The following is a 26086-nucleotide window of genomic DNA, read 5'->3' on the forward strand; positions in this document are numbered from 1 at the left end:
CCGGACCGGGTTCCGTGGCCGCCCGCGGGGGCCTGCCCGGGGTCCTCGGACCCACTGCTCGAAACGGACTCGTGGCGTTCGGGACGCGCACCGCGTGAACGCCGCGGTCTCACTCTTCGGCTCACCGGTCCCCGCACCTGCAAACCTCCGGTCCGGCCGGAGGATGCGAAAAGACCTCGAACGGCCGGATGCGGGTGCCATCTCCGCGCGTTCGGCGGGTACGCGGTCCGCATGACCGATGTGGTGGATTCGGACGAGCTGTTGCGGCGCATCCGGCGCGCGAGGGAGTGCGCGCTCCAGGAGGAGCGGACATGGCGGACCAGGAGCGAGGAGCTGGGCGCCACCGACCCGCAAGGGGCCCGGGACGCGACCGTTCGGCAGATGTCCTACGAGGCGGTGCTGCGGGTGCTGGACGAGATCGTGACACCGGGCAGACACGAACAGGAGGGCTGACCGGACGGACGCCGGTGGCCGTCCGGGTGGGACCGGATTGCAAGGGCACACGCCGGGGACCCGGCGCGCATGACGGTCGACCACACGCGAGCACCGGTTCTGGAAGCCCTGGACGAGTACCGACGCAAGGAACGTCTGTCGTTCACACCGCCCGGGCACAAGCAGGCCCGGGGTGCCGATCCGGCGGTCCGGGAGATCCTCGGTGACGCGGTGTTCCACGAGGACGTGCTGGCCTCGGGAGGTCCGGACGACCGGCTGACCCGTGGGCGGGTGCTGCAGCGCGCGCAGGAACTGATGGCCGACGCGGTGCATGCCGAGCACACCTTCTTCAGCACGTGCGGCAGTTCCCTGTGGACGCGGGCGCCGACATCTGTGTGACCAGCATTCACAAGATGGGCAGCGGTCTGGAGCAGGGTTCGGTCTTCCATCTCCAGGGCGATCTGGTGCCGCCGGAGCTGCTGGGGATGCGTGCGGACCTGCTGGGCACCACCAGCCCGTCGGTGCTGATCTTCGCGGGCCTCGACGGCTGGCGGCGGCAGATGGCGCTGCGCGGCGAGGAACTGATGGCGGGTGCGCTGGACCTCGCCGCCGAGGCCCGGGCCGCCGTCGAGGAGATCGACGGACTGCACGTCAACGACCGGGACGACTTCTGCGGTCCGGGTCTGGCCGACGACCTCGACCCGCTGCCCGGCGTCATCGACCTGACCGAACTCGGGATCACGGGCTTCCAGGCGGCGGACTGGCTGCGCGAGCACCGGCAGATCGACGCGCATCTGGTGGATCACCGCCGTATCGGCGCGCAGATCACCCACGGCGGCGACCGGGACACCACCGGGCGGTTGCTGGAGGCGCTGCGGGACCTGGCGCGGGCGGCTCCGGATCTGCCCGGGGCACCGCGGGTGGAGGTGCCGTCGCCGGCGGAGCTGCGCATGGAGCAGGCGGCGCTGCCCCGGGACGCCTTCTTCGGCCCGGCCGAGACCGTGCCGGTGTCCGAGGCGGCCGGGCGGATCGCGGCCGAGGTGATCACGCCGTATCCCCCGGGCATCCCCGCCGTCCTCCCCGGTGAGCGCCTGACCGAACCGGTGCTGGCGTACCTGCGGACGGGGCTGGAGGCGGGCATGCACCTGCCCGACCCCGAGGACCCGGAGCTGGAGACGGTGCGGGTGCTCACGCGGTGACACGGGCGTGAAACGGGTCACGCGACCCGGTCTTCGGGTGCGCGTCCACCGCCTGAATGGTTTACGGTTCATATACGTGGTGACGGAGTCGACTCCTGGTCCTCCGTGCGTCACCGCACACGGCCCTGGCTGGTCCCCCCCGTCCAGCCAGGGCTTTTTCATGCCCGGGCGGCCTGCCGGAAGAAGTCGCGTACGCCGAGGTGCCCACGGCCCCGGCAGCGGCTGAAATGGGGTGAGGACCCCTTGGACACCGCACCGCAGTCGACCGCCCGGCGAGGAGCTCCACGCATGACCAAAGCGATCAAACTCCTGACCGCCCTGCCTCCGCCCCAGCGGCAGCTGCTGATGACGCTCGCCCGGGAGGTGTCGTTCCGGGAGGACGTCCGGATCTTCGAGGCGGACGGCACGGCCGACCGCTTCTGGGTCATCCGCTCCGGCGCCGTCTCCCTGGACCAGCAGGTGAACTCCCTGCAGCGGGTGACCGTGGCCAGCCTCGGCGCGGGGGACCTGCTCGGCTGGTCCTGGCTCTTCCCGCCCTACACCTGGGACTTCGGCGCGGTGGCGTTCAGCCCGGTGCGAGCCTACGAGTTCGACGCGGGGGCCGTGCTGGAGCTGTGCCGGGAGGACCCGCAGCTCGGGATGATGCTGGTGCGCAACGTCGCCGAGGTGCTGGCCCACCGGCTGGAGATGACCCGGGGCAAGCTGATGGAGCAGTACACGCTGCACCGGCGCGGAGCCTTGTGAGCCCTCAGACCCGGTAGCGGCGCAGCGCCGGTACGGCGGTGGCCAGCACCAGCATCACCGCGACGACCAGCAGTCCGCCGCCGGCCACGGCGGTGCGGGGGCCGAAGGCCGAGCCCGCGGTGCCGTGCAGCACGTCGGCCAGGCGTGGCCCGCCCGCCACGACGACCGTGAAGACGCCCTGCATGCGCCCGCGCATCTCGTCGGTCGCGGCGGACAGCAGGATCGCCCCGCGGAAGACCATGGAGACCATGTCGGCCACCCCGGCCAGGGCGAGGAAGGCCACCGCGACCCAGAGGCTGCCGCTCAGCCCGAAGCCCGTGATGGCCACGCCCCAGGCGACCACCGCGCCGATGACCATCAGGCCGTGCCGCCGGGCCCGGGAGAAGGTGCCGGAGAACAGCCCGCCCAGCACGGCGCCGACGGGGATCGCCGCGAACAGCAGGCCCAGCGCGAACCCTTCGCCGTACGGGGCGTAGGTCTGGGAGGCGAGCTGCGGGAAGAGGGCGCGGGGCATGCCGAGGACCATGGCGACGATGTCGGCGAGGAAGGACAGCAGCAGCACGGTGTGGCCGGAGATGTAGCGGAAACCGGCGGCGATCTCCTTCACGCCCGCGCGCCGCACCACCGTGCCGGCCAGGGGCGGCAGCGAGGGCAGCCGGTACACCGCCCACACCGTCACGCACAGCGCCAGCGCGTCGATGAGATACAGCTCGGGCAGGCCGATGACGGGGATGAGGGCGCCGGCGAGCAACGGGCCGGCCACCTGGCCGGTCTGCATCACGGTCGAGCCGAGGGCGCTCGCGGCGGGCAGTTCGTCCGCGGGGACCAGCCGGGCGATGGAGGCGCTGCGGGCCGGTGCGTTCAGGCCCCAGAAGGCCTGCTGCACGGCCAGCAGCAGCATCAGCGCGGCCACCGACTCCAGGGCGGCGAAGGCCTGGAGCCAGAACAGCAGCGAGGTGACGGCGATGCCGCTGTTGGTGATCAGCAGCAGCTTGCGCCGGTCCATGGTGTCGGCGATCGCCCCGCCCCACAGCGCGAACACGATCAGGGGCACGAGGCCGGCCAGGCTCGCGGCGCCCACCCAGGCCGAGGAGCCCGTGATGTCGTAGATCTGCTTGGGGACGGCGACGGCGGTGAGCTGACTGCCGACCGCCGTGACCACCGTCGAGCTCCACAGCCGCCGGTAGGCGGGGCGGCGCAGCGGGCGGGTGTCCATCGCCCAGCGCCGCCAGCCGCGCCGCCGGGGCGCCTCCCGGTCGGGTTCCCGCTCTTCGGTCGTGCTCTCGCTCGTGTCCACGCGCCGCTTCCTCGATGCTCGCTACATCTTTTGGGGCGGGGATCACTATCGCACCGGCCGGTCCGGCCACCGCGGCCGAGGTGTCAGCTTCCGGTGATGAGCACGATGCCGAGCACGATCATCGTGGCGGCGACCAGGCCGTCCAGGACGCGCCAGGCGGCCGGCCTGGCGAGGAAACGGCCGAGCATCCGGGCGCCGAACCCGAGGGCGGTGAACCAGCACAGGCTGGCCAGCACGGCGCCGAGGCCGAAGGTCCAGCGCAGCTCGCCGTGGTCGGCGGCGACGGAGCCCAGCAGGAAGACGGTGTCGAGGTAGACGTGCGGGTTGAGCCAGGTCATCGCCAGGCAGGTGAGCACGGCCCGGCGCACCGATCCGGTCGCGTCTCCCTCGGTCCGCAGTGCGTCCCCGTCCGGCCGGAACACCCGGCGGGCGGCCAGGACGCCGTAACACAGCAGGAAGGCACCGCCGATCCAGCCGACCGCCGTGAGGGCGCCCGGCCACTTCACCACCACCGCGCCGACCCCGCCGACCCCGAGCGCGATGAGTGCCGCGTCGGACAGGGCGCAGATCCCCACCACGGCGAGGACGGCCTGGCGGCGGATCCCCTGCCTCAGGACGAACGCGTTCTGGGCGCCGATGGCGACGATGAGGGACAGTCCGGTGCCGAAACCGGCGGCGCCGGCGGTGAAGGTGCTGGTCATGGCGTCGACGCTACGGAGGCCTCTCACCCGGGTCCAGCTAAAGATTCTTACGTATCATCAGCACACGTGATGATGACCGATCTCCCGCTGGACCAGGTCCGGACCCTGCTCGCCGTCGTGGACGAGGGGACGTTCGACGCGGCGGCGGGCGCGCTGCACGTGACGCCGTCGGCGATCAGCCAGCGGGTGAAGGCGCTGGAGCAGCGCACGGGCCGGGTCCTGCTGTTGCGGACCAAGCCGGTGCGGCCGACCGAGTCGGGTGAGGTGCTGGTCCGGCTGGCCCGTCAGGTGGCACGGCTGGAGCACGACGCCTACACGGAGCTGGGGCTGGCCGACACCGGGGAGCCGATCCGGGTGTCGGTCGCGGTGAACGCGGACTCGCTGGCCACCTGGTTCCTTCCGGTGCTCACTCGCGTACCGGAGGAACTGCGGCTCTGTTTCGAGTTGCGCCGCGAGGACGAGGACCACACGGCGGCCCTGCTGCGGGAGGGCGTGGTGATGGCCGCGGTGACCTCGTCGCCCGATCCGGTGCCGGGCTGCTCCGTGCGGTCGCTCGGCCGGATGCGCTATCTGCCCGTGGCCGCGCCGGACTTCGCCGCGCGCCACCTCGGCGGGAGTCTGGCGCAGGCGCTCGGTGAGGCGCCCGTGGTCGTCTTCGACCGGCGCGACGACTTCCAGGACGGTTTCGTCCGCGGGCTCACCCGGGGGCGCGGCGGCGCGAGCGCGCTGCGGCACTTCGTGCCGACCTCGGAGGGGTTCGTCGAGGCCGTCGCCGCCGGGCTGGGATGGGGCCTGGTGCCGGAACCCCAGGCGGATCCTCTGCTGCGTGACGGCCGGCTCGTCGGCATCGCCCCGCGCCGCACGGTCGACGTGCCGCTGTACTGGCAGCAGTGGAAGCTCGACTCGCCGGCGCTCGCCCAGGTGGCGGAGACGGTGACCGCGACGGCGGCGCAGGCGCTGCGGCCCTGAGCCCTCGATTCCCCGAGACCGGCCGGGCCGCCGCGCTGTCCGGCAACAGGCCCTGAGACCCCTGTCCCGGAAGGCCTCCAGCCGGGCCGCCGCAGCATTCGGGCAGCAGAGCCCTGAGACCGTCAGTCCCGCAAGACCTCCAGTCGGGCCGCCGCGCTGTCCAGCAGCATCTCCAGGGCCGTCGGGTAGGCGCTGTCGAGCATGCGGGCGGCGAGCAGCGGCGCCGCCTCGGCGATGCGGGGGTGGGTGGTGGCGGGCAGGTGGGCGTACGTGGAGCGCCACATGTCCTCGTCGGCGTGCAGCGAGTCGCTGGGCAGGGCCAGCGAGGCGGCGTCCAGCGCGGCGAAGGCCAGGGTCTGGTCGATGAAGGCGTGGTAGATGCGCACGGTGTCGGGCAGCGGGAAACCGGCCGTGCGCAGGACGTCCAGGACGGCCTCGTCGGCTGCCAGCTCATGGGCCCGGCCCGTGACGCGGTTCGTGGTCAGCAGGGCGGCCTGTGGATGGGCGAGATACGCGGCGTGGATGCGCAGCCCGAAGGACCGCAGGTCCGCCCGCCACTCCCCCGTGCGCCGCCAGCCCCTGAGGGCTTGGCCGATGAGCGCGTCGCCGATGGCGAGGGTCAGCTCGTCCATGCCGCGGAAGTACCGGTAGAGCGTGCTCGGGTCGGCGTCCAGGGCGAGGCCGAGCCGGCGGGCCGTCAGTCCCGAGCTGCCGTGTTCGCGCAGCATGCGCAGCGCGGTCTCGACGATCAGCTCCTCGGACAGCACGGTGCCGCTCTTGGTGGGCCTGCGCCGGCGGCGTTTCTCCTCGGGCACCACGGGCTTCGGCACGCTGGGCTCCCTCCTTATGCCAACGCCATTGACCTTAAGTGACGGGGCGGCGTTTCATCTCTCCAAGGGCGTGTCACGTTCTTCGCAAATAGGGAGTTTCTGTCATGCGTGTACTGCTCGTGGGAGCCGGTGGAGTGGGCGGCGCCATCACCCGGATCGCGACCCGGCGGCCGTTCTTCGAGGCCATGGTGGTGGCCGACTACGACCCGGCCCGCGCCGCGGCGGCGGTCGCGGCGCTCGGCGACGACGCGCGCTTCACGGCGGAACAGGTCGACGCGAGCGACGAGAGTGCCGTCGCACGTCTGCTCGCCCGGCACCGCTGCGACGTCCTGCTCAACGCCACGGACCCCCGCTTCGTGATGCCTCTGTTCCGCGCGGCCCGCGCCGCGGGCGCGACCTACCTCGACATGGCGATGTCGCTGTCCCGTCCGCACGCCGAGCGGCCGTACGAGGAGTGCGGGGTCAAGCTCGGCGACGAACAGTTCGCGCAGGCCGCGGACTGGGAGCGGGAGGGGCTGCTGGCCCTCGTCGGCATGGGGGTGGAGCCGGGCCTGTCGGACGTGTTCGCGCGGTACGCCGCCGACGAACTCTTCGACGAGATCGAGGAGATCGGCATCCGCGACGGCGCGAACCTGGCCGTCGACGGCTACGGCTTCGCGCCCTCCTTCAGTATCTGGACCACCATCGAGGAGTGCCTCAACCCGCCGGTCGTCTACGAGGGCGGGAAGGGCTGGTTCACCACCGAGCCGTTCAGCGAGCCCGAGGTGTTCGACTTCCCCGAGGGCATCGGCCCGGTCGAGTGCGTGAACGTGGAGCACGAGGAGGTGCTGCTCGTCCCGCGGTGGGTCGACGCCCGGCGGGTGACCTTCAAGTACGGCCTGGGCCGGGAGTTCGTCGAGACGCTGCGGACCCTGCACCTGCTGGGCCTGGACCGCACCGACCCGGTGACCGTGCCCGGGCCGGACGGACCGGTGAAGGTCTCGCCCCGGGACGTGGTCGCCGCGTGCCTGCCCGACCCGGCGACGCTGGGCGAGCGGATGCACGGCAAGACGTGTGCGGGCACCTGGGTGCGGGGTGTGAAGGACGGTGAGCCGCGCGAGGTGTACCTGTACCACGTGGTCGACAACCAGTGGTCCATGACCGAGTACGGCTCCCAGGCCGTGGTGTGGCAGACGGCGATCAACCCCGTCGTCGCGCTCGAACTCCTCGCGACGGGCGCCTGGTCCGGTACCGGTGTGCTCGGCCCGGAGGCCTTCCCCGCCCGGCCGTTCCTGGACCTGCTGACGGACCACGGCTCCCCCTGGGGCATGCGGGAGCAGTGAACGACTGTCCGGGAACGCCCTGTTTCAGCGGGCATCGACAGGTCACCCGAAAGAGAGTAAGCATCCGAGAGAGCACGTTTCTACTGCGATGCAGGTGACTTCGATGGACAACTGGCGAGACCACGCTGCCTGTCGGCACGAGGACCCCGAGCTCTTCTTCCCGATCGGCACCTCCGGCCCGGCTCTGTTGCAGACGGAGCAGGCCAAGGCCGTGTGCCGACGGCGCTGCCCCGTGGAGGAGCAGTGCCTGCAATGGGCCCTGGACACGGGGCAGTCCATCGGCGTGTGGGGCGGGACGAGCGAGAACGAACGGCGTGCGCTGAAGCGCCGCACGGCCGCCCGCCGCCGCTCCGGCTGACACCGGCCACCCCCGAGGGTCCTGGTGCAGCAGCGGGCGGCGTTCGCCACTCCTTGACGGTGAACGCCGCCCGCCGCGGCACCGGGACCTGTCGTGTGCGCGCAAGGCGGTACCGGGCGGTGCGGGTGCCCGGCCGGGGTTAGGCTCGCGGCACACCCGTCCGCCGCGGAGAGGAGACCGACCATGAGCGTGCGTGTGCGCCGTGTCTACGATCCCGCCGAGCCGGAGGACGGTGCGCGGGTCCTGGTGGACCGGCTGTGGCCGCGCGGCCTGGCCAAGGACGCGGCGCGGGTGGACGAGTGGCCGAAGGCGCTCACCCCCTCGACGGAGCTGCGCCGCTGGTACCACGCGGGCGAGGGCTCGTACGAGGAGTTCGCCGAACGGTATGAGGCGGAGCTCGCCGCCGGCCAGGCCGTCGAGGCGCTCGACAGCGTGCGCGATCTGGTCCGCAAGGGCGACGTGACCCTGCTGACCGCGTCGAAGACGCCCCAGCAGAGCCACGCCACCGTGCTGGCCCGCCTCCTCGGGTCCTGAGGGGACGGACCGTCGCTTCACGTCAGGCGGTCTGCTTGGCGGCCGCCCGCCCCGCCGCCCGGCCCGAGAAGAGACAGCCGCCGAGGAAGGTGCCTTCCAGGGCGTTGTAGCCGTGGACGCCGCCGCCGCCGAATCCGGCGACCTCGCCGGCCGCGTACAGTCCGTCGATCGGCTTGCCGTCGAACCCGAGCGCCCGCGAGTCGAGGTCGGTCTGGATACCGCCGAGGGTCTTGCGGGTGAGGACGTGCAGCTTGACGCCGATCAGCGGTCCGGCCGCCGGGTCGAGGATGCGGTGCGGGGTGGCGACCCGGCCGAGGCGGTCACCGATGTAGCGACGGGCGTTGCGGATGCCCTGTACCTGCGCGTCCTTCGCGTAGGGGTTGGCGATCTGCAGGTCGCGGGCCTCGATCTGGCGCTTGACCACGGTCGCGTCGAGGAGCGGCTTGTCGGTGAGTTCGTTCATCTTCGCGACGAGTTGTTCCACACTGCCCGCGGTCACGAAGTCGGCGCCCTTGCGCAGGAACGCGTCGACCGGTCCGGGCGCGCCCTTGCCGAGGATGCGCTCCTTGAGGAATCCGGCACGGTCCTTGGCGGTGATGTCGGGGTTCTGCTCGGAGCCCGACAGGGCGAACTCCTTCTCGATGATCTTCTGCGTGAGGATGAACCAGGAGTGGTCGTATCCGGCGATGTCCTCCGTGGTGCGCAGGTGCTTCAGGGTGCCGAGGGTGTCGTAGCCGGGCAGGTACGGTCCGGGCAGGCGGCGGCCGAGGGCGTCGAACCACATCGAGGACGGGCCGGGCAGGATACGGATGCCGTGGCCGGGCCAGATCGGGTCCCAGTTCCGCAGGCCCTCGGTGTAGTGCCACATGCGGTCGCGGTTGACCAGCCGGACGCCCGCCTCGGCACTGATGTCGAGCATCCGGCCGTCGACGTAGGCGGGGACGCCGGTCACCATCTCCCGCGGCGGGGTGCCGAGGCGCTCCGGCCAGTAGCGGCGCACGACGTCGTGGTTCGCGCCGATGCCGCCGCTGGTGACGATGACGGCCTGGGCGGTCAGTTCGAACTCGCCGATCGCGTCCCGGCTGGAGGCGACGCCCCGAGGGGCGGGGTCCTCGGCCAGAACCGTGCCGCGTACGCCCCGGGCGGTGCCGTCCTCGACGACGAGGGCGTCGACGCGGTGGCGGTGGTGGAAGGTGAGCAGTCCGTCCCGGGCGGCCTGTTTCGCGTAGCGCACGAACGGTTCGACGACGCCGGTTCCGGTGCCCCACGCGACGTGGAAGCGGGGCACGCTGTTGCCGTGCCCGTGTGCCGTGAGGTCGCCGCGTTCGGCCCAGCCGACGGTGGGCAGGAACGTGATGCCGTGCCCGTCCAGCCAGGACCGCTTCTCCCCCGCGGCGAAATCGACGTAGGCGCGGGCCCAGCGCACGGCCCAGGAGTCCTCGCCCTCCAGCCGGTCGAAGCCGGCGCTGCACCGCCAGTCGCTCCAGGCGAGGTCGAAGGAGTCCTTGATGCCCAGCCGCCGCTGCTCCGGCGAGCCGACGAGGAACAGCCCGCCGAAGGACCAGAAGGCCTGACCGCCGAGGTTGGCCGCGTTCTCCTGGTCGACGAGGGCGACCCGCCGGCCCTTGCTGGTCAGTTCGTGCGCCGCGACCAGGCCGGCGAGTCCCGCTCCGACGACGATGACATCGGCATCCATGGCGACCGTTCCCTTCCTCAGTGCTTCGTGTGATCGGGGGTGCCGCTGCCGTCGGTCAGCAGGGCCGTGAGCAGTTGCTTCAGCCAGACACGGGCGTGCTCCAGGTCCCGGTCCAGCAGCAGTTGCGTGGTGACACCGTCGTACGCCGCGACGACGGCGTGGGCGGCGGCGTCGATGTCGCCCAGAACGGCGGGCAGCGCGGTGTGCCCGCGGGCCCGGCCGAGCCGGTCGGCGATGGCCCGCCGCAGCCGCGCGCGGTGTTCGAGCAGGCTGCGCGCCACCTCCGGGTCGCGGGCGGCGTGCACGAGGAAGTCCGTCTTCACCAGGAGCCAGTCGCGGTCGAGGAGCAGCACGTCCGTGACGCGGTCCACGGCGGCGGGCACGTCGAGGTCGGGTCCGTCCAGGGCGAGCGCGCCGGAGACCTGCTCGGCGATCAGGTCGGCCCGCTCCTGGTAGAGGGCGAAGAACAGCTCGTCGAGGCTGGAGAAGTTGGAGTAGAAGGCGCCCCTGCTGTAGCCGGCGGCCTCGCAGACCTCCTCGATCGAGACGTGGCCGAATCCCTTGGCCGCGAACACGGAGAACGCCGCCCCGAGGAGGTTGGCGCGGGTGTGCACCCGGCGCCTGGTCACGCGTCCGGTGGTTCCGCCGGCCGCCATGCCCCGCCCTCCCTTCGATCCATTTGATGCCTTCGGTCGCTTCGATACACGACTGTATTGGATACACCAACGTATCGAAAGACCGATCTCACCATGGAACACACTTTCGATTCCGGGGTACGCTGGCTGCATGCACCTCCAGGGCTCCCTCTTCGACCAGGCCGACGAGCTGCGGCTCGGCTCTCTGGACGGGATCAGCCGTACCGACCTCGGTTTCGGCGCCTGGCTCGATGTGCTTCCCGGGTGGCTCACTGGCTCGGACGAACTGTTCGAACAGCTGGCGGCCGAGGTTCCGTGGCGAGCCGAGCGGCGCACGATGTACGACCACGTGGTCGACGTCCCCCGCCTGCTCTCCTTCTACGGCGTGGACGATCCTCTGCCGCACCCGGTACTGGCCCGGGCCAGGGACGCGCTGAGCGCCCACTACGGCGAGGAGCTGGGCGAGCCGTTCACCACGGCCGGGCTCTGCTACTACCGCGACGGCCGGGACAGTGTGGCCTGGCACGGTGACCGGATCGGACGCGGTGCGCGCGAGGACACCATGGTCGCGATCCTGTCGGTGGGAGCGCCCCGGGACCTGCTGCTGCGCCCGGTGCGGGGCGGCCGCGACACCGTCCGCCGCCCGCTGGGCCACGGCGACCTCGTCGTGATGGGCGGTTCCTGCCAGCGCACCTGGGAGCACGCCGTCCCCAAGAGCACCCGGGCCACGGGGCCGCGCATCAGCATCCAGTTCCGCCCGCACGGCGTGCGCTGACGGCGGACCGGACAACCGCGCAACACGACCCTCTTGGGGCGGACCCGGCGATCTTGGATCTCACCGCGTCTGCTTTCCTTCTCCCGTCGGGCCGGTACCGGAAACCACACAGGGGCAGGGCATTCATGCGGGCGGACGTACAGCACGTCGCGGACGGCACCTACCTGGTGCACGGCTCCAACACCAACTGGGTGATCCTCACCGAGGGGGACGCCGTGACGCTCATCGACACCGGGTATCCGGGTGACCGGGAGCAGGTCCTCGCCTCGCTCGCCGAGGTGGGCGGCTCCCCGGAGGCGGTCGCGGCCGTGCTGATCACCCACGCCCACAACGACCACCTGGGCTCCGCCGAGTACCTGCGCACCACCTACGGCACGCCCGTGTATCTGCACGAGGCCGAAGTGCCGCACGCCCGGCGCGACTTCCTGCACCAGGTGTCCCTCGGCACGGTGCTGGGCAACGGCTGGCGACCGGGCGTGCTCCCGTGGGCGGTGCACGCGCTGCGCTCCGGCGGCACGACACACAACCCGGTCAGGGCCCCCGAGCCCTTCCCACGGGCCGGCGCCCTGGACCTGCCCGGGCGGCCGGTGCCGGTGCACACACCGGGTCACACCGGCGGGCACTGCGCCTACCACCTGCCCGGCACCGGTGCGCTGGTCTCCGGGGACGCCCTGGTCAGCGGGCATCCCACGTCCCGCATCGAGGGGCCGCAGCTGCTGCCGGACATGTTCCACCACGAGCGGCCCCGGGCCCTGGCCTCGCTGGACGTCCTGGCGGAGCTGGAGGGCGAGCTGCTGCTTCCCGGGCACGGGCCGGTCCACCGCGGGCCGGTACGGGACGCCGCCCTCCGCGCCCGGGAACGGGCCCTCTAATCTGATCTGACGATCGGCGGCGAGACAAGGACACCCGGCCCATGGCACTGCAGATCAGCGCGACCAACCCCGAGCACCCCGCGCTCTTGCTGGAACTGCCGTGGGACGTACCTCTGGAGGAGTGGCCGGAGGAGTACCTGGTGCCGCTGCCGCGCGGCATCTCCCGGCACGTCGTGCGCTACTCCAGGGCGGGCGACGAGGTGATCGCCGTCAAGGAACTGGCGGAGCGCCCGGCGCTGCGCGAGTACGACATGCTGCGCGACCTGGACCGGCTCGGCATCCCGTCGGTGGACCCACTGGCCGTGGTCACCGGCCGCACCGACGCGAGCGGCGCCCCGCTGGAGAGCGTCCTGGTCACCCGGCACCTGGGCGGCTCGATGCCGTACCGCTCGATGTTCGAGACGACCATGCGGCCGGCCACCATGCACCGGCTCATGGACGCGCTCGCCGTGCTCCTGGTGCGGCTGCACCTGGCCGGGTTCGCCTGGGGCGACTGCTCGCTGTCCAACACCCTCTTCCGGCGCGACGCGGGCGCATACGCCGCATACCTGGTGGACGCCGAGACCGGCGACCTGCATCCACAGCTCAGCACCGGGCAGCGGGAGTACGACCTCGATCTCGCCCGCGTGAACATCAGCGGGGAGCTGCTGGACCTGGAGGCGTCCGGGGCGCTGCACCCGTCGGTGGACCCGGTCGAGTTCGGCATGGAGATCTGCGCCCGCTACCGCGGCCTGTGGGACGAGCTGACCCGGGCCTCCGTCTACCCGGCGGGCAAGTACCACTACATAGAACGCCGGATCCGCCGCCTGAACGACCTCGGGTTCGACGTCGCCGAGATGCAGATCGAGCACGCCTCCAACGGCGACACGGTCAGCTTCGTGCCCAAGGTGGTCGACGCGGGCCACCACCAGCGGCAGCTGCTGCGTCTGACCGGTCTCGACACGGAGGAGAACCAGGCCCGGCGGCTGCTGAACGACCTGGAGAGCTGGATGGCGACCCAGGACGACTACGCGCCGGGTGATCCTCCCCCAAGTTCTCGGCTTCGCTCGAACAGGGGGGACCCCCATGGCGCCCGCCCCGAGGTGCTGGCCCACCGCTGGGTCCGCGAGGTCTTCCGGCCGACGGTGCGGGCCGTGCCGCTCGAACTGCGCGGCGCGATGGACCCGGCCGAGATCTACCACCAGCTCCTCGAACACCGCTGGTACCTGTCCGAGCGGGCCCAGCACGACATCGGCCTCGACGCGGTGGTCGAGGACTACATCGAGAACATCCTGCCCAAGGCCAGGAAGACCCTGCAGCCGACGGCGGAGTGAGGGGCCGGGGCCCTCACAGGGGCGGCACCACCGCCACCGGGCAGTCGGCGTGGTGCAGCATCCCGTGGGCCACCGAGCCGATGCGCGCCCCGACGGCCGAGCGGTGGGCCCGCCGGCCCACGACCATCAGCTGGGCCGTCCCGGCCACCGACAGCAGCACCTGACTCGCGCTGCCCATCTCCACGTGCTCCTCGACCGGTACGTCGGGGAAGCGCTCCCGGAACGGCCGGACCGCGGCTGCCAGGCTCTTCTGCTCGTACGGCTCCAGTCCCCCGGCCTCGTCGAGGAGCTTCAGCGAGCCCGGGCTGTAGGCGAAGACGGGCGGCAGGCTCCAGGCCCGTACGACCCGCACGGTCGCCCCCCGCGCGGCGGCCGTCTCGAAGGCGAAGCGCAGCGCTTCGGCGCTGTCCTCGGGATCGCCCTGCTGGCCCACCACGATCTCCCGCCCGGCGGCCTCGGAGGAGGGCCGGTCGCCGGCCCGGACCAGCACCACTGGCCGGACGGCCTCGGCGATCACCTGCTGGCCGATCGAGCCGAGCAGGAATCCGACGATGCGGCCGTGTCCGCGCGAACCGAGCACCAGCATCTCGGCGCCGGCAGCGGCGGCGACCAGGGTGTCGGCCACCGCGCCCTCGATGACATCGGTGGTCACCGCGAGATCCGGATGCCGTTCGGTGACGGTCCCGACGGCCTCGGTCACCGCGCCGTGCACCCACTCGGCCTGGCTCTCCGCGTCCGCGGCGACCGCGCTCTCGATCAGCTCCGGCGTCTGGACCCGCCAGGCGTGCACCACGCGCAGCGGCCGGTCGCCCCGCACGGCCTCCCGCGCCGCCCAGGCGAGGGCCGCGAGGCTCTCCTGCGATCCGTCGACCCCTGCGGTGATCGGGCGTGTCATCCGGGTGCCTCCCTGGGCGTCGGTCACTGTGCCGCCCAGTCTTCACCACCGCCGCCGGTGCCCGCGCCCGTCGGAGCCGATCTTCGTACCGGAGCGCCGCGCGGCGATCGAACATACGATGGGCGGAGGTCGGCGCGGTGCCCCGGGGACGCCGTGCCGTTGAGTCGACCGCCCGGTGTGGGGGACGTATGGCACAGGCCGCCGATTCGGCGCGGACCGTCATCATGACCGTGGACGACGACCCGGGTGTCTCCCGGGCCGTGGCCCGGGACCTGAGGCGCCGGTACGGCGCGTCGTACCGGATCGTGCGGGCGGAGTCCGGCGAGTCCGCGCTGGACGCGCTGCGGGAGCTGAAGCTGCGCGGTGATCTCGTGGCCGTGATCCTGGCCGACTACCGGATGCCGCAGATGAACGGCATCGAGTTCCTCGAACAGGCCCTCGACGTCTACCCGGGCGCGCGACGCGTGCTGCTGACCGCGTACGCGGACACCAACGCCGCGATCGACGCGATCAACGTCGTCGACCTCGACCACTATCTGCTGAAGCCGTGGGACCCGCCCGAGGAGAAGCTGTACCCCGTCCTCGACGATCTGCTCCAGGCGTGGCGGTCCAGCGACTTCCGGCCCGTGCCCAGCACCAAGGTCGTGGGGCACCGGTGGTCGTCGCGTTCCTCGGACGTGCGGGAGTTCCTGGCCCGCAACCAGGTGCCCTACCGCTGGTACTCCGCCGACGAGCCGGAGGGACGGCGGCTGCTGGCCGCGGCCGGCGAGGACGGGCTGCGGCTGCCGGTGGTGATCACGCCGGACGGTTCGCCGCTGGTCGAGCCGGAGGCCGTCGACCTCGCCGCGCGCGTCGGGCTGGCGACGACGCCGACGGCCGACTTCTACGACCTGGTCGTCATCGGCGGCGGCCCGGCCGGTCTCGGCGCGGCCGTCTACGGCGCGTCCGAGGGGCTGCGGACCGTGCTGGTGGAGCGGTCGGCGACCGGCGGGCAGGCGGGTCAGAGCTCGCGCATCGAGAACTACCTCGGCTTTCCCGACGGGGTGTCGGGGGCGCAGCTCACCGACCGGGCCCGGCGGCAGGCGTCGAAGTTCGGCGCCGAGATCCTCACCGCGCGCGAGGTGACGGCACTGGAGGTCAACGGCGCGGCCCGGGTCGTACGGTTCTCCGACGGCTCGGCGGTGGCGGCGCACAGCGTGATCCTGGCGACCGGGGTGTCCTACCGTCAGCTGGCGGCACCCGGGTGCGAGGAACTGACCGGTTGCGGGGTGTACTACGGGTCGGCCCTGACGGAGGCGCCCTCCTGCCAGGACCAGGACGTGTACATCGTCGGCGGCGCCAACTCCGCGGGACAGGCGGCGATGTACCTGTCCCGGGGCGCCAAGTCGGTGACGCTGCTGGTGCGCGGCGAGTCACTGGCGGCGTCGATGTCGCACTACCTGATCCAGCAGATCGAGGAGTCGCCCAACATCCAGGTCCGGGCCCGCACGGTCGTCGAGGCCGCGCACGGCGACGGCCGGCTGGAGCGGCTGACCCTGCGGGACGTGGACAGCGGGCAGACCGAACAGGTCGACGCGCAGTGGGTGTTCGTGTTCATCGGCGCCGCCCCGCTGACCGGCTGGCTGGACGGGACGGTGCTGCGGGACGAGCGCGGGTTCATCCTCGCCGGGCCGGACCTGACCCCGGACGGCCGCCCGCCGCAGGACTGGGAGCTGGACCGGCCGCCGTACCACCTGGAGACCAACGTGCCCGGCGTGTTCGTGGCGGGCGACGCCCGCTCGGAGTCCGCCAAGCGGGTCGCGTCCGCCGTCGGAGAGGGAGCCATGGCCGTCATGCTCGTCCACCGGTATCTGGAGCAGTCGTGAGCGGGCGGTCCGTGCCCTGCAACCCGCAGGAGATCGGGGCGCTGTTCCTGTTCGAGAAGCTCACGCCCGAGCAGCTCGGCAGGCTGTGCAGCGAGGGGCGGGTGGAGCGGTTCGAACCCGGTCCCGTGTACACCGAGGGTGAGCCCGCGACCTGCTTCTACGTGATGCTCGAAGGCACGGTGGTGCTGTACCGCCGGGTGGGCGGGGACGACGTGGAGGTGACCCGGACCTCGCAGCGCGGGGTGTACGCGGGGTCCATGCAGGCCTACCTGGGCGACCGGGTGCGGCAGGTCTACAACAACTCCATGCGTGTCACGGAGCCGACGCGGTTCTTCGTGCTGCCCGCCGACACCTTCGCGGGCATCATGCAGGAGTGGTTCCCGATGGCGGTGCACCTGCTGGAGGGGCTGTTCTTCGGTTCGAAGAGCACCCAGCGGGCCATCGGGCAGCGCGAACGGCTGCTGGCGCTGGGCTCGTTGTCCGCCGGGCTCACGCACGAGCTCAACAACCCCGCCGCGGCGGCCGTACGGGCGACGGCCACCCTGCGGGAGCGGGTCGGCAAGATGCGCCACAAACTGGCGATCATCGCGCAGGGGTCGTACTCCCCCGAGGTCATGGCGAACCTCATCGACATCCAGGAGCGCACGGCCGAGCGGGTCGCGAAGGCACCCGCGCTGAGCCCGCTGGAGGCGTCCGACCAGGAGGACGCCGTGACCGACTGGCTGGACGACCAGGGCATCGAGGAGGGCTGGCGGATCGCGCCCACCTTCGTGCAGGCCGGCCTCGACGTGGACTGGCTGGATCAGGTCGCGGCGGCGGTGGACGAGGACATCCTGCCGAGCGCGATCGGGTGGCTCAACTACACCGTCGAGACCGAGCTGCTGATGGACGAGATCAACGACTCGACCGCACGCATCTCCCATCTCGTCGACGCGGCGAAGCAGTACTCGCAGCTCGACCGCGCGCCCTTCCGACACGCCGACGTGCACGAACTCCTCGACTCCACGCTGCTGATGCTGTCGGGCAAGATCGGCAAGCGGATCGAGGTGGTCAAGGAATACGACCGGACGCTGCCGAGGATCCCCGCCTACCCCGCCGAGCTCAACCAGGTGTGGACGAACCTCATCGACAACGCGGTCGCGGCGATGCACAGCGCGGGCGGGGAGGGGGCCCTGACCGTGCGGACGGCCGCGGAACACGACCGGCTGCTGGTGGAGTTCCGCGACACGGGCACAGGCATCCCGGCACAGGACCGGGAGCGGATCTTCGACCCCTTCTTCACCACCAAGCCGGTGGGTGAGGGGACCGGGCTGGGGCTCGACATCTCGTGGCGCATCGTGGTCAACAAGCACCACGGCAGCATCCGGGTGGAGTCCGAGCCGGGTGACACGCGTTTCCAGGTACTGCTTCCGCTGACAGCGGCCGAGGAGGAGTCTGCATGAGTGGCGAGAACGGGATCGACCCGACCGCGCGGCCCAGCGGCAGCGGGTGTGCCGGGTGTGACGCGGCCGGGGGATGGTGGTTCCATCTGCGGCGGTGTGCGCAGTGCGGGCACGTGGGGTGCTGTGACAGTTCGCCGGCGAAGCACGCGACGGGGCATTTCCGGGAGACCGGGCATCCGTTCGTGCAGAGCTTCGAGCCGGGTGAGGACTGGTACTGGAACTACGAGACGAACGAGTTGTACGAGGGCGGGCCGGAGCTGGCGGAGCCGGTGAGCCATCCGGTCGACCAGCCGACGCCGGGGCCGGCGGGGCGGGTGCCGGCGGATTGGGCGAAGATTTTGCGGGCCTAGGCGCTTGGGGCTCGCTGTCCGGTGGCGGCTGCGGGTCGTGTCCGGTCGATCGCGCAGTTCCCCGCGCCCCTGAAGCAAGAAGGTTGGTTCTGTGCAGCAGGCTTCATCGGTCACGCCCGTCGTCGGGCGGGACGCCGAACTCGCGCGCCTTTCCTCGGTACTGGAGCATGCACGCGGCGGTGAGGCCCGGGCCGTGCTGATCGCCGGGGACGCCGGGGTCGGCAAGACCCGGGTGCTCGACGAGGCCGGGAGGCAGGCTGCCGCGGCGGGCATGACCGTGCTCACCGGGCACTGCGTGGATCTCGGCGACGTCGGGCTGCCCTATCTGCCCTTCACCGAGATTCTCGGGGTGCTGGCCGCCGACGAGCGGTTCGCCGGCTCTCTCGCCACCCATCCCGTGGTCGAGCGGCTGCTGGGGGCAGGATCCGACTCCGCGCGGGACGTGGACGGGCGGCTGCGGCTGTTCGAGGGGATGGCCGGGCTGCTGGCCGAGGTCACGGAGGTCACGCCGCTGCTGCTCGTGCTGGAGGACCTGCACTGGGCGGATCAGTCGTCGCGTGACCTGCTGCGGTTCCTGCTGGGCCGGGGCGTGCTCCGGCGCCGGCTGGCGGTGTTCGCCTCGTACCGGGCCGACGACCTGCACCGCCGGCATCCGCTGCGGCCGCTGCTGGCGGAGCTGGTACGACTGCCCGTCGTCGAGCGGATGGAACTGCGGCCGCTGGCCGATCACGACGTGGACCGGCTGGTGCGGGCCCTGGAGCCGCGGCCGCTGCCGGACGCCACGGTGCGGCGGATCGTGGAGCGGGCCGAGGGGAACGCCTTCTACGCGGAGGAGTTGCTCGCCGCCACCGACACCGACTCGGGCGGTGTGCCCAGTGGACTCGCCGATGTGCTGCTGATCCGTTTCGAGCAGCTCTCCGAGACGGCGCAGCAGGTGCTGCGGACCGCTGCCGTCGCCGGGCGCCGGGTGGAGCACGACCTGCTCCGGGAGGCGGCCGGACTGCCGGAGGCGGAGCTGGAGTCGGCGCTGCGGGAGGCAGTGGGCCGGCAGCTGCTCGTGGCCGGCGATGCGGACACGTACTCCTTCCGGCACGCGCTCGCCCGTGAGGCCGTGTACGCCGATCTGCTGCCCGGGGAGCGGGCGAGGCTGCACGGGGTGTTCGCACGGCTGCTCGCCGGGCGCGGGCGGGCCGAGGGGGCCGCCGAGCGCGCCCACCACTACCGGGAGAGCCACGACCTGCCCGAGGCGCTGGCCGCGTCGCTGGAGGCCGCCGACCACGCCCGGCGCGTCGGTGCGCCGGCCGAGGAGCAACGGCATCTCGAAGCGGCCCTGGACCTGTGGTCGGCGGTCGGTCCCGGGGCCCGGCCCCCGGGCGTCGAACGGGTGACGCTGATGCTGCGCGCGTCGGCGGCGGCCGCGCACGCCGGCGAACTGCACCGGGCGGTGTCCCTCGCCCGGTCCGCGCTGGCCGGACTCGGCCAGGACGCCGAGTCCGAACTCGCCGCGCGGGTCCGCTACACCCTCGCCGGGAACCTGCTGAGCGTGGACAGCCTGACGGCGGCGTTCGCCTACAGCAGTGAGGCCCTGGCGATGATCCCGGAGGAGCCGCCGTCCCCGACGTGGGTGTGGGCGGCCGCCACCCATGTCCTGGCGGCACGTCACGTCGGGGAGAACGAGACCGCGCTCACGGTCGCCCGCCGGGCGCTGGGGGTGGCCAAGCGGCTGCGGGTGACCGACGCCCAGGCGGACCTGCTGATCTCCCTGGCCGTTTTCGACGGCCAGGGGCGGCGCGGCCCGGAGGGCCGGCGGCTGCTGGCCGAAGCCAGGGAGCTGGCCCGGAGTTCGGGCAACGCGCCCGTGGAGCTGCGCGCGCTGTTCAACCTGGCCATGGGCTGTTACGAGTCCGGTGCCCTGACGGAGTGCGTGCCCTGGCTCACGGAGGGCCTGGACCGGGCCCGGCGTGCCGGGCTGCTGTCGTCGACGTATCCGCTGGAGATGCGATACCTGCGGCTGCTGGTGCTGAACGTGCTGGGCCGCTGGGACGAGTGTGTGCGCGCGGCGGCGGCCGACGCCGACGTGCTGCCGGCCGCCGGCGGGTACACCATCGGTCCCGCGCTGTACGTGATGCTCGCGCGCGGTGACTTCGCGGCCGCCGACCGCGCGCGTGCCCTGCTGGAGGGGCCGTTCGACTGGATGGCCACCCTCGTCGCGGGCATCGTGCTCACCGACGCGGCGGCACTGCGCGGGGATCCCGAGGACGCGGTGCGGTGGATGCGGGCGACGGTCTCGGGCCTCATCGACGAGTCGGGTACCCGCCCGGACGTCACGGTGCGGCTGGCAGCGCTGGCGCTGTCGGCGGTGGCAGACGCGGCGGCCGGGCTGCGGTCGGCCGGTGACGAGTCCGGGGCCCGCCGCTGGACGGACACCGCGACCGAACTGGTGGAAGTGGCACGGACGACGGCCGTCCGGGACGACGGCCCGCCTCAGGGCCCGGAGGGGCAGGCGTGGCTGGCCCGGGCCGAGGCCGAGTGGATCAGGGCCACGTCGGGACCGGACGCGGCCGCCTGGGCGAGGGTGGTGACGGCGTTCGGCTACGGCGACGTCTACGAGCGGGCGCGGTGCCGGCTGCGGTACGCCGAGGCCCTGGTGGCGGCCGGGCGGCGTGAGGAGGCGGCGTCCGAGGCCCGGGCGGTGCGGGAGATCGCGGACGGCCTCGGAGCCACGCCGCTGCGCGGACAGGTGGACGACCTGGTCCGTCGCGGCCGGCTGTCGGACAGGCCCGGGAGCGACGACCGGGCCGCCGTCCTCACCGCGCGCGAGCAGGACGTGCTGCGGCTGCTCGCCCTCGGCCGCAGCAACCGGCAGATCGGCGAGGAGCTGTTCATCAGCGGCAAGACGGCGAGCGTCCACGTCTCCAACATCCTCGCCAAGGTGGGCGCGTCGAGCCGCGGCGAGGCCGTGGCGATCGCCTACCGCGAGGGCCTGATCACGCCGGAGCCGACGACCTCCGGCTGACCGCCGGGGCAGCCGGCCGAGGCGGCCTGCGGCCAAGGCCCCGCCGGCCGGCCCCTGTCGGGCCAGGGGGAGTGTGGCGCCGTGCGGGGCGGAGGCCTCGCGCGGGGCCGGGTCCATGCTCTTCGGACCGGCCGGGCACGTGCGGCTGCCGTGTCGTCACCGGTTGCCGGCAGGCCCTGGGGCCTGCCGTTCGGATCATTCCGGCGCCGCGGGACGTCACAACTGGCCGGCCCCGCAGTCGAGGCTGTCCAGGTCGACGGCATCGGCCATCGCCCGCATCCCCTGGTCGTCGGGGTGCAGGTGGTCGCCGCCGTCGAAGGCGGGGCGGATCCGCTCGGGGTCGTCGGGGCTGCGCAGGACGCGATCGAAGTCGGCGACGGCGTCGAACTCGCCGCTGTCGCGGATGAAGGCGTTGACCTGCCGCCGCACCGCTTCCCCGGCGGGGTCCCATTCCTGCCAGCCCTTGTAGGGGGCGATGGTGGCTCCGACGACGCACTTCCCGGCCGCGTGCGCCCGGTCGATCAGCCTGCGGTAGCCCGCGATCAGACCGGCACCGGTGGCGCCGGGTTCGGCCTTGATGTCGTTGACGCCCTGGAAGAGGAAGACCGTGCGCACGCCCGGCAGCGAGAGCGCGTCGCGCTGCACCCGGTTCAGGGCGCTCTGCCCGGGGCCGTCGAGGAGGACCTTGTTCGCGGCGATACCCGCGTTGGCCACCCCCTCGACCCGGGTGCCGGTGGACTCGCGCAGGCGGCGGGCCAGGAAGTCGGGCCAGCGGCGGTTTCGGTCGGTCGTGGAATGCCAGCCGTCGGTGATGGAGTCGCCGAGGGCGGCCACGGCGCCCGTCTTCTCGTGGGGCCGGACGGCGACCGCGTCGAGATAGAACCAGGAGCCGGTCCGCTGCTTCCAGTGGGCGGCGCTTTCCTCCGCGGCGTGGTCGCCGACGGTTTTGTAGGACGTCTGCATCGCCAGCCAGTGTCCGGTGAGGGCTCCGGCCGCGCGGGGCACGTACATGCTGACGGCGAGGGTGCGCCCGGCCGGGACGCGGCCGGGCAGCGGGTCGCTGTAGACCATGCCGCCGGCGGGGACGGTGACGGAGCGGTGGCCGCCGAAGGTCAGACGTCTGTTGCTGCCGGGGACGAGTGCGGCGCCGCCCCGTCGCAGGCCCGCGTGGACGTTGGCGAACGTCACCGGCTGGTCGCCGAAGGCGTTGGACAGCCGCACCCTGAGGCCGCTGCCACCCACGCTGGTGCGCACCATCAGCCGGTAACCGCGGCCGGCGGCCGTCTCGCCCACGTGGCCGGCGGAGGAGGCCCAGGTGACCACGCTGGGCCCGGCCGCCCTCGGGGCGCTGGGCGGCGGGCTGGGCCGGCCCCCCTGGGGCACCGTGCCGGTCCCGCATCCCAGCGCGACGCAGCAGGAAAGGGCGGCCAGGACGGCTCGGCAGCGGGGGCGTGCGGTGCGGGACATGCGTCGGCGCTCCTTCGGCCGGTCGGGGCGTGTGCGGGTGGAGGTCGTCTGGGCGTACCCACCGTAGTGGTGCGGTCGGAAGTGCTGTGCAGGTGGCTGGCCTCCACGGGCGTGCTCCTCGGCGGGCGGGCCGTCCCTCGCGGCCGGAGGAGCGGTGTGAGCCGTGGCCGGACGGAGCGGCCTCCCGCGTGATCTTGGCGGAGGGACACGCTCCGGGCGAGGATGCCGGTATGAAGGGTGACCTCTTTTCCAGTGAGCACATGGTGCGGCCCGCCACGGCGCCGGGCATGGCGGTCGAGAACGCCAAGTGCATCCGGTACACGGTGAACGGCGAAATGCTCGCCCGGCAGGGCGCGATGATCTCCTACCGCGGCAATCTCCAGTTCGAGCGCAGGGGCCAGGGCGTGGGCGGCATGCTCAAGCGCGCCGTCACGGGCGAGGGGCTGCCGTTGATGGCGGTGCGCGGGCAGGGTGAGGCCTGGTTCGCGCACGAGGCGCAGAACTGTTTCATCGTCGATGTCGAGCCGGGCGACGAGTTCACGGTCAACGGCCGCAACGTCCTGTGTTTCGACGCCACGTTGTCGTACCGCATCGCCACCGTGAAGGGCGCCGGCATCACCGGCGGCGGCCTGTTCAACAGCGTCTTCACCGGGCACGGCAAGCTGGGCCTGGTGTGCGAGGGCAGCCCGCTCGTCATCCCGGTATCGCCGCAGTACCCGGTGTACGTCGACACCGACGCGATCGTCGGCTGGACCGCGGGGCTGCAGACCTCGCTGCACCGTTCGCAGTCCATCGGGTCGATGCTGCGCGGCGGCTCGGGTGAGGCGGTGCAACTGCTGCTCCAGGGCGAGGGGTTCGTCGTCGTCCGGCCGAGCGAGGCGACACCGCACAAAGCCGGCCAGCACTGAACACCCATCAGGTGATCTGCGCCTCACAGGCAACCCGGTCCGCTGCGCCGACGTCTTGATCGGCAACAGGTGCTGCCCCGGCCCTTGTGGCCGGGGCAGGTTTCCACACCCCTATACACCCCATGTATACGCAGCATGTATACATGGGGCGCATACGGACCGAAAGGCATCGATGTACGGCAAGGCATTCGCACCGGAGTACCAGGGCGCCCTCACCACTCTGTCCGTCAACTCCTCCCTGACCGACGTCCTGGCCGCCGGCACCGAGCAGTTGAGAGCGGCCGAGCGCGCCGGACAGCCCGGGGAGGCGGCGCGTTCCGGGCTCGCGGTGGCCGAGGCGCACCGCCGGCTGGGCCGGATCGAGGACGCGGACCGGGCCTGGAAGGCGAGCTACCGCGCGGCCCGGGAGGCCGGGGACGTCGGGGCGATGGCCTGGGCACTGTGGAGCGGCGGCACCCTGGCCCGGCAGCGCGGCGCGCTCCGGCTGGCCCGCAGACTGCTCCAGCTGGCTGCCGACCTCGGCGAACGCGGCGGGGACATCGTCGTGCGCGGATACTCGCTGGCCGGCCTGGCCGAGACCGGCCGCATCCAGGGCGACTACGAGTCCGTCGGCAGACTGCACGAGCAGTTGCTCGCCGAGGCCCGGCGGCGCGGGGAAGCGCGGCACACGGTGTGGGCGCTGGAGGGCATCGCGCAGATGCACCGCAACACCGGCCGCTACGACTCGGCGTACGCGCTGTTCGAGGAGGCCGCCGAGATCGCCGCTCGTGCCGACGACCGCCGCGGCCACGCCTGGGCGCTGCGCGGACTGGCCGACGTGGTGTCGGTACGCGACCAGGACACCGAGCGGGCCCTTCAGCTGCTGAGCGAGGCGGAGACGACGTGCCGTGCGATGCGGCTGTCCAGCGCGCTCGCCTACAACCACAAGATGCGCGGCAACGTCCTGTACCGGGCGGGGCGTTACGAGCAGGCGCGCGTGCTGTACGAGCAGGCGCTCAAGGAGTTCCGCGAGATGAGCGAGCCGCGCGGGGAGGCGCTCTCGCGGCTGGGACTCGCCAAGTCCCTGGCCCGCCTGGGCCGCGACCGTGACGAGACGGCGGCCGAACTGGCCGACCTCGCGGGCCTGCTGGAGCGCATCGGGCTGCAGCACGCCCGCCGGATGGTGGCCAGGGCCCACGAGGAACTCGGCATACCGTCGGCCGGGCGGACGACGGGGGCGACCCTGTGACGGCGCTGCCGACGACGGTGAAGACAGCCCGGAGGAACGCCACGACGGCACCGGCACCGGCCACGCAGGGGTCGCCGTCCAGGGAAACCGGACAAACCGCGCACCACGGCAGGAGGCCCCCGGCCACCCACGCCCTGCCGTCCCGGGAAGCCGGACAGTCTGCGCTCGAGGACGCGCCGGCACCGGTCGCCGCCCGGCCGTCACGGCCGGGCACGGCGGCCGAGGCGACCGCCGCGGCGCGGACGGCGCTGCGGGGCGAGGCGCACGTTCGCGCGGTCGGCGCCCGTGACGTCCCCGCGGTGCTGGGCCGCTGCCGCGCCCTCGTCCGGCCCGCCCTGGAGGAGGCCGTGGGGCGGCTGCACCCCTGGGTGGGCGAGATGGCCGCGTACTCCTTCGGCTGGTGCGAGGTCGGGGGTGCTCCGGCCGCGGCCTCCGGCGGCAAGGGCGTGCGGCAGGCGCTCGCGGTGCTCGGCGCGGAGGCGGCCGGTGCGCGGGGAGAGGCCGGCGTGGCCGCGGCCGTCGCGGTGGAACTGGTGCACACCTTCTCCCTGCTGCACGACGACATCATGGACGGCGACGCGGACCGGCGACGCCGCCCGACCGTGTGGAGGGCCTACGGCACGGGGCCCGCGGTGCTGGCGGGCGACGCCCTGTTCGCCCTGGCCGTCGAGACGCTGGCCGCGCAGCCCGGTGGTGCCGCGGGCGTGCGCACGCTGTCCGTGGCACTGGGTGACCTGGTGCGTGGGCAGGCGGACGACCTGCTGTTCGCCGACCGCCCGTGGACCGGCCCGGAGCGGGTGCGGCCCGACGAGTACCGGGCGATGGCGGAGCAGAAGACGGGCGCGCTGCTGGGCTGCGCGGCCGCGCTCGGTGCCGTGCTCGGCGGCGCCGGCCCCGAGACGGCCGCCGCGCTCGACCGGGCGGGCCGGCACCTGGGGGTCGCGTTCCAGATCGTCGACGACGTGCTGGGCATCTGGGGAGACCCCGGCGTCACCGGTAAACCGGTCCACGGTGATCTGCGCGAGCGGAAGAAGACGTTCCCGGTGCTGGTGGCGCTCGGCTCCCCGATGGGCGGCCGGATCGCCGCACTCCTGGATTCGGGTGCGGCGACCGACACGGCGGCCGCCCTCATCGAGGAGGCGGGCGGCCGTGGGGGGGGGGGGGCGGGGGGCCGGCCGGGGGGGCCCCGGCCGGGCGGCGGCGAGCCCCGGGGGGCCGAGGGGGAGCGCGGCGAGGGG

General features: G+C 72.8%; 23 protein-coding genes and 1 pseudogene. 17 read left to right on the forward strand and 7 right to left on the reverse strand.

Annotated elements, in window-relative coordinates; all coding sequences use genetic code 11:
• Positions 1 to 231 precede the first annotated feature (231 nt).
• The 3 genes and pseudogenes from ACFCXS_RS17995 to ACFCXS_RS18005 all read left to right on the forward strand — a co-directional run bounded on the left by ACFCXS_RS17995 (position 232) and on the right by ACFCXS_RS18005 (position 2375).
• A complete protein-coding gene (locus tag ACFCXS_RS17995) occupies positions 232 to 453 on the forward strand; it encodes a hypothetical protein (protein ID WP_376644307.1) in 222 nt (73 codons plus the stop codon).
• A gap of 69 nt (positions 454 to 522) precedes the next feature.
• Positions 523 to 1631: pseudogene (locus tag ACFCXS_RS18000) on the forward strand (aminotransferase class I/II-fold pyridoxal phosphate-dependent enzyme).
• A 288-nt stretch (positions 1632 to 1919) separates the two neighbouring features.
• Positions 1920 to 2375, forward strand: a complete 456-nt coding sequence (locus tag ACFCXS_RS18005) for a cyclic nucleotide-binding domain-containing protein (RefSeq protein WP_376644308.1) — start codon at positions 1920 to 1922, stop codon at positions 2373 to 2375.
• Between the two features lie 4 nt (positions 2376 to 2379).
• On the opposite strand, the gene ACFCXS_RS18010 is transcribed toward ACFCXS_RS18005, so the two are convergent.
• Both ACFCXS_RS18010 and ACFCXS_RS18015 read right to left on the reverse strand, forming a co-directional pair.
• Positions 2380 to 3672: an MFS transporter gene (locus ACFCXS_RS18010; protein ID WP_376644309.1), complete on the reverse strand. Its 1293-nt coding sequence runs from the start codon at positions 3670 to 3672 to the stop codon at positions 2380 to 2382.
• 83 nt (positions 3673 to 3755) lie between these two features.
• A complete protein-coding gene (locus tag ACFCXS_RS18015; protein ID WP_376644310.1) occupies positions 3756 to 4373 on the reverse strand; it encodes a LysE/ArgO family amino acid transporter in 618 nt (205 codons plus the stop codon).
• Positions 4374 to 4442: 69 nt separating this feature from the next.
• Between ACFCXS_RS18015 and ACFCXS_RS18020 the strand changes: the two genes are divergently transcribed.
• Entirely contained in the window at positions 4443 to 5342 is a 900-nt protein-coding gene (locus tag ACFCXS_RS18020; RefSeq protein WP_376644626.1) for a LysR family transcriptional regulator ArgP, read from the forward strand.
• Positions 5343 to 5464: 122 nt separating this feature from the next.
• Here the strand turns inward: ACFCXS_RS18020 and ACFCXS_RS18025 are convergent, their stop codons facing one another.
• Positions 5465 to 6172, reverse strand: a complete 708-nt coding sequence (locus tag ACFCXS_RS18025) for a TetR/AcrR family transcriptional regulator (RefSeq protein ID WP_376644311.1) — start codon at positions 6170 to 6172, stop codon at positions 5465 to 5467.
• 104 nt (positions 6173 to 6276) lie between these two features.
• Between ACFCXS_RS18025 and ACFCXS_RS18030 the strand changes: the two genes are divergently transcribed.
• The 3 genes from ACFCXS_RS18030 to ACFCXS_RS18040 all read left to right on the forward strand — a co-directional run bounded on the left by ACFCXS_RS18030 (position 6277) and on the right by ACFCXS_RS18040 (position 8386).
• Positions 6277 to 7494 carry a saccharopine dehydrogenase family protein gene (locus tag ACFCXS_RS18030; protein ID WP_376644312.1) on the forward strand — a complete coding sequence of 406 codons (1218 nt, stop codon included), beginning with the start codon at positions 6277 to 6279 and terminating at the stop codon, positions 7492 to 7494.
• A 103-nt stretch (positions 7495 to 7597) separates the two neighbouring features.
• On the forward strand, positions 7598 to 7852 hold the full coding sequence (locus ACFCXS_RS18035; protein ID WP_376644313.1) for a WhiB family transcriptional regulator: 255 nt from the start codon (positions 7598 to 7600) through the stop codon (positions 7850 to 7852).
• Between the two features lie 183 nt (positions 7853 to 8035).
• Positions 8036 to 8386: a DUF488 domain-containing protein gene (locus ACFCXS_RS18040; RefSeq protein ID WP_376644314.1), complete on the forward strand. Its 351-nt coding sequence runs from the start codon at positions 8036 to 8038 to the stop codon at positions 8384 to 8386.
• Positions 8387 to 8408: 22 nt separating this feature from the next.
• On the opposite strand, the gene ACFCXS_RS18045 is transcribed toward ACFCXS_RS18040, so the two are convergent.
• Positions 8409 to 10082, reverse strand: a complete 1674-nt coding sequence (locus ACFCXS_RS18045; RefSeq protein ID WP_376644315.1) for an FAD-binding dehydrogenase — start codon at positions 10080 to 10082, stop codon at positions 8409 to 8411.
• A 17-nt stretch (positions 10083 to 10099) separates the two neighbouring features.
• Positions 10100 to 10738 carry a TetR/AcrR family transcriptional regulator gene (locus tag ACFCXS_RS18050; protein ID WP_376644316.1) on the reverse strand — a complete coding sequence of 213 codons (639 nt, stop codon included), beginning with the start codon at positions 10736 to 10738 and terminating at the stop codon, positions 10100 to 10102.
• 130 nt (positions 10739 to 10868) lie between these two features.
• On the opposite strand from ACFCXS_RS18050, the gene ACFCXS_RS18055 reads away from it, so the two are divergent.
• The 3 genes from ACFCXS_RS18055 to ACFCXS_RS18065 all read left to right on the forward strand — a co-directional run bounded on the left by ACFCXS_RS18055 (position 10869) and on the right by ACFCXS_RS18065 (position 13677).
• A complete protein-coding gene (locus tag ACFCXS_RS18055; protein WP_376644317.1) occupies positions 10869 to 11492 on the forward strand; it encodes an alpha-ketoglutarate-dependent dioxygenase AlkB in 624 nt (207 codons plus the stop codon).
• Positions 11493 to 11617: 125 nt separating this feature from the next.
• Entirely contained in the window at positions 11618 to 12364 is a 747-nt protein-coding gene (locus ACFCXS_RS18060) for an MBL fold metallo-hydrolase (protein ID WP_376644318.1), read from the forward strand.
• Between the two features lie 41 nt (positions 12365 to 12405).
• Positions 12406 to 13677 carry a DUF4032 domain-containing protein gene (locus ACFCXS_RS18065; protein ID WP_376644319.1) on the forward strand — a complete coding sequence of 424 codons (1272 nt, stop codon included), beginning with the start codon at positions 12406 to 12408 and terminating at the stop codon, positions 13675 to 13677.
• Positions 13678 to 13690: 13 nt separating this feature from the next.
• Here ACFCXS_RS18065 and ACFCXS_RS18070 read toward each other — a convergent pair whose 3' ends face one another.
• On the reverse strand, positions 13691 to 14572 hold the full coding sequence (locus ACFCXS_RS18070; protein ID WP_376644320.1) for a universal stress protein: 882 nt from the start codon (positions 14570 to 14572) through the stop codon (positions 13691 to 13693).
• Positions 14573 to 14760: 188 nt separating this feature from the next.
• Here ACFCXS_RS18070 and ACFCXS_RS18075 point away from each other — a divergent pair, with 188 nt between their 5' ends.
• The 4 genes from ACFCXS_RS18075 (at position 14761) to ACFCXS_RS18090 (ending at position 21245) form a co-directional block, all read left to right on the forward strand.
• A complete protein-coding gene (locus ACFCXS_RS18075) occupies positions 14761 to 16437 on the forward strand; it encodes an FAD-dependent oxidoreductase (protein WP_376644321.1) in 1677 nt (558 codons plus the stop codon).
• Positions 16434 to 17879, forward strand: coding sequence for an ATP-binding protein (locus ACFCXS_RS18080; protein WP_376644322.1), 1446 nt, complete (start codon positions 16434 to 16436; stop codon positions 17877 to 17879). Before ACFCXS_RS18075 ends, ACFCXS_RS18080 begins: the two co-directional genes overlap by 4 nt.
• A complete protein-coding gene (locus ACFCXS_RS18085; RefSeq protein WP_376644323.1) occupies positions 17876 to 18229 on the forward strand; it encodes a UBP-type zinc finger domain-containing protein in 354 nt (117 codons plus the stop codon). The genes ACFCXS_RS18080 and ACFCXS_RS18085 overlap by 4 nt, the downstream gene beginning before the upstream one ends.
• A gap of 91 nt (positions 18230 to 18320) precedes the next feature.
• A complete protein-coding gene (locus tag ACFCXS_RS18090) occupies positions 18321 to 21245 on the forward strand; it encodes an AAA family ATPase (protein ID WP_376644324.1) in 2925 nt (974 codons plus the stop codon).
• Between the two features lie 216 nt (positions 21246 to 21461).
• Here ACFCXS_RS18090 and ACFCXS_RS18095 read toward each other — a convergent pair whose 3' ends face one another.
• Entirely contained in the window at positions 21462 to 22712 is a 1251-nt protein-coding gene (locus tag ACFCXS_RS18095; RefSeq protein WP_376644325.1) for an SGNH/GDSL hydrolase family protein, read from the reverse strand.
• 230 nt (positions 22713 to 22942) lie between these two features.
• Here ACFCXS_RS18095 and ACFCXS_RS18100 point away from each other — a divergent pair, with 230 nt between their 5' ends.
• The 3 genes from ACFCXS_RS18100 to ACFCXS_RS18110 form a co-directional block, all read left to right on the forward strand.
• Positions 22943 to 23620 (forward strand): AIM24 family protein, encoded by a 678-nt coding sequence (locus ACFCXS_RS18100; RefSeq protein ID WP_376644326.1) that lies wholly within the window; start codon positions 22943 to 22945, stop codon positions 23618 to 23620.
• A 172-nt stretch (positions 23621 to 23792) separates the two neighbouring features.
• Positions 23793 to 24848 carry a tetratricopeptide repeat protein gene (locus ACFCXS_RS18105; protein WP_376644327.1) on the forward strand — a complete coding sequence of 352 codons (1056 nt, stop codon included), beginning with the start codon at positions 23793 to 23795 and terminating at the stop codon, positions 24846 to 24848.
• A 248-nt stretch (positions 24849 to 25096) separates the two neighbouring features.
• On the forward strand, positions 25097 to 26086 hold a 990-nt coding region (locus ACFCXS_RS18110), incomplete at its 3' end, for a polyprenyl synthetase family protein (RefSeq protein ID WP_376644627.1).

Origin of the sequence: Streptomyces sp. NPDC056373 (assembly GCF_042262425.1) — a bacterium.
GTDB lineage: Bacteria > Actinomycetota > Actinomycetes > Streptomycetales > Streptomycetaceae > Streptomyces.

Excerpts from the sequence above, each read along its gene's own strand:
- ACFCXS_RS17995 (WP_376644307.1), top strand. The coding sequence starts at position 232 with ATGACCGATGTGGTGGATTCGGACGAGCTGTTGCGGCGCATCCGGCGC.
- ACFCXS_RS18005 (WP_376644308.1), top strand. The coding sequence starts at position 1,920 with ATGACCAAAGCGATCAAACTCCTGACCGCCCTGCCTCCGCCCCAGCGG.
- ACFCXS_RS18015 (WP_376644310.1), bottom strand. The coding sequence starts at position 4,373 with ATGACCAGCACCTTCACCGCCGGCGCCGCCGGTTTCGGCACCGGACTG.
- ACFCXS_RS18020 (WP_376644626.1), top strand. The coding sequence starts at position 4,443 with ATGATGACCGATCTCCCGCTGGACCAGGTCCGGACCCTGCTCGCCGTC.
- ACFCXS_RS18030 (WP_376644312.1), top strand. The coding sequence starts at position 6,277 with ATGCGTGTACTGCTCGTGGGAGCCGGTGGAGTGGGCGGCGCCATCACC.
- ACFCXS_RS18035 (WP_376644313.1), top strand. The coding sequence starts at position 7,598 with ATGGACAACTGGCGAGACCACGCTGCCTGTCGGCACGAGGACCCCGAG.
- ACFCXS_RS18040 (WP_376644314.1), top strand. The coding sequence starts at position 8,036 with ATGAGCGTGCGTGTGCGCCGTGTCTACGATCCCGCCGAGCCGGAGGAC.
- ACFCXS_RS18045 (WP_376644315.1), bottom strand. The coding sequence starts at position 10,082 with ATGGATGCCGATGTCATCGTCGTCGGAGCGGGACTCGCCGGCCTGGTC.
- ACFCXS_RS18050 (WP_376644316.1), bottom strand. The coding sequence starts at position 10,738 with ATGGCGGCCGGCGGAACCACCGGACGCGTGACCAGGCGCCGGGTGCAC.
- ACFCXS_RS18055 (WP_376644317.1), top strand. The coding sequence starts at position 10,869 with ATGCACCTCCAGGGCTCCCTCTTCGACCAGGCCGACGAGCTGCGGCTC.
- ACFCXS_RS18060 (WP_376644318.1), top strand. The coding sequence starts at position 11,618 with ATGCGGGCGGACGTACAGCACGTCGCGGACGGCACCTACCTGGTGCAC.
- ACFCXS_RS18065 (WP_376644319.1), top strand. The coding sequence starts at position 12,406 with ATGGCACTGCAGATCAGCGCGACCAACCCCGAGCACCCCGCGCTCTTG.
- ACFCXS_RS18070 (WP_376644320.1), bottom strand. The coding sequence starts at position 14,572 with ATGACACGCCCGATCACCGCAGGGGTCGACGGATCGCAGGAGAGCCTC.
- ACFCXS_RS18075 (WP_376644321.1), top strand. The coding sequence starts at position 14,761 with ATGGCACAGGCCGCCGATTCGGCGCGGACCGTCATCATGACCGTGGAC.
- ACFCXS_RS18085 (WP_376644323.1), top strand. The coding sequence starts at position 17,876 with ATGAGTGGCGAGAACGGGATCGACCCGACCGCGCGGCCCAGCGGCAGC.
- ACFCXS_RS18095 (WP_376644325.1), bottom strand. The coding sequence starts at position 22,712 with ATGTCCCGCACCGCACGCCCCCGCTGCCGAGCCGTCCTGGCCGCCCTT.
- ACFCXS_RS18100 (WP_376644326.1), top strand. The coding sequence starts at position 22,943 with ATGAAGGGTGACCTCTTTTCCAGTGAGCACATGGTGCGGCCCGCCACG.
- ACFCXS_RS18105 (WP_376644327.1), top strand. The coding sequence starts at position 23,793 with ATGTACGGCAAGGCATTCGCACCGGAGTACCAGGGCGCCCTCACCACT.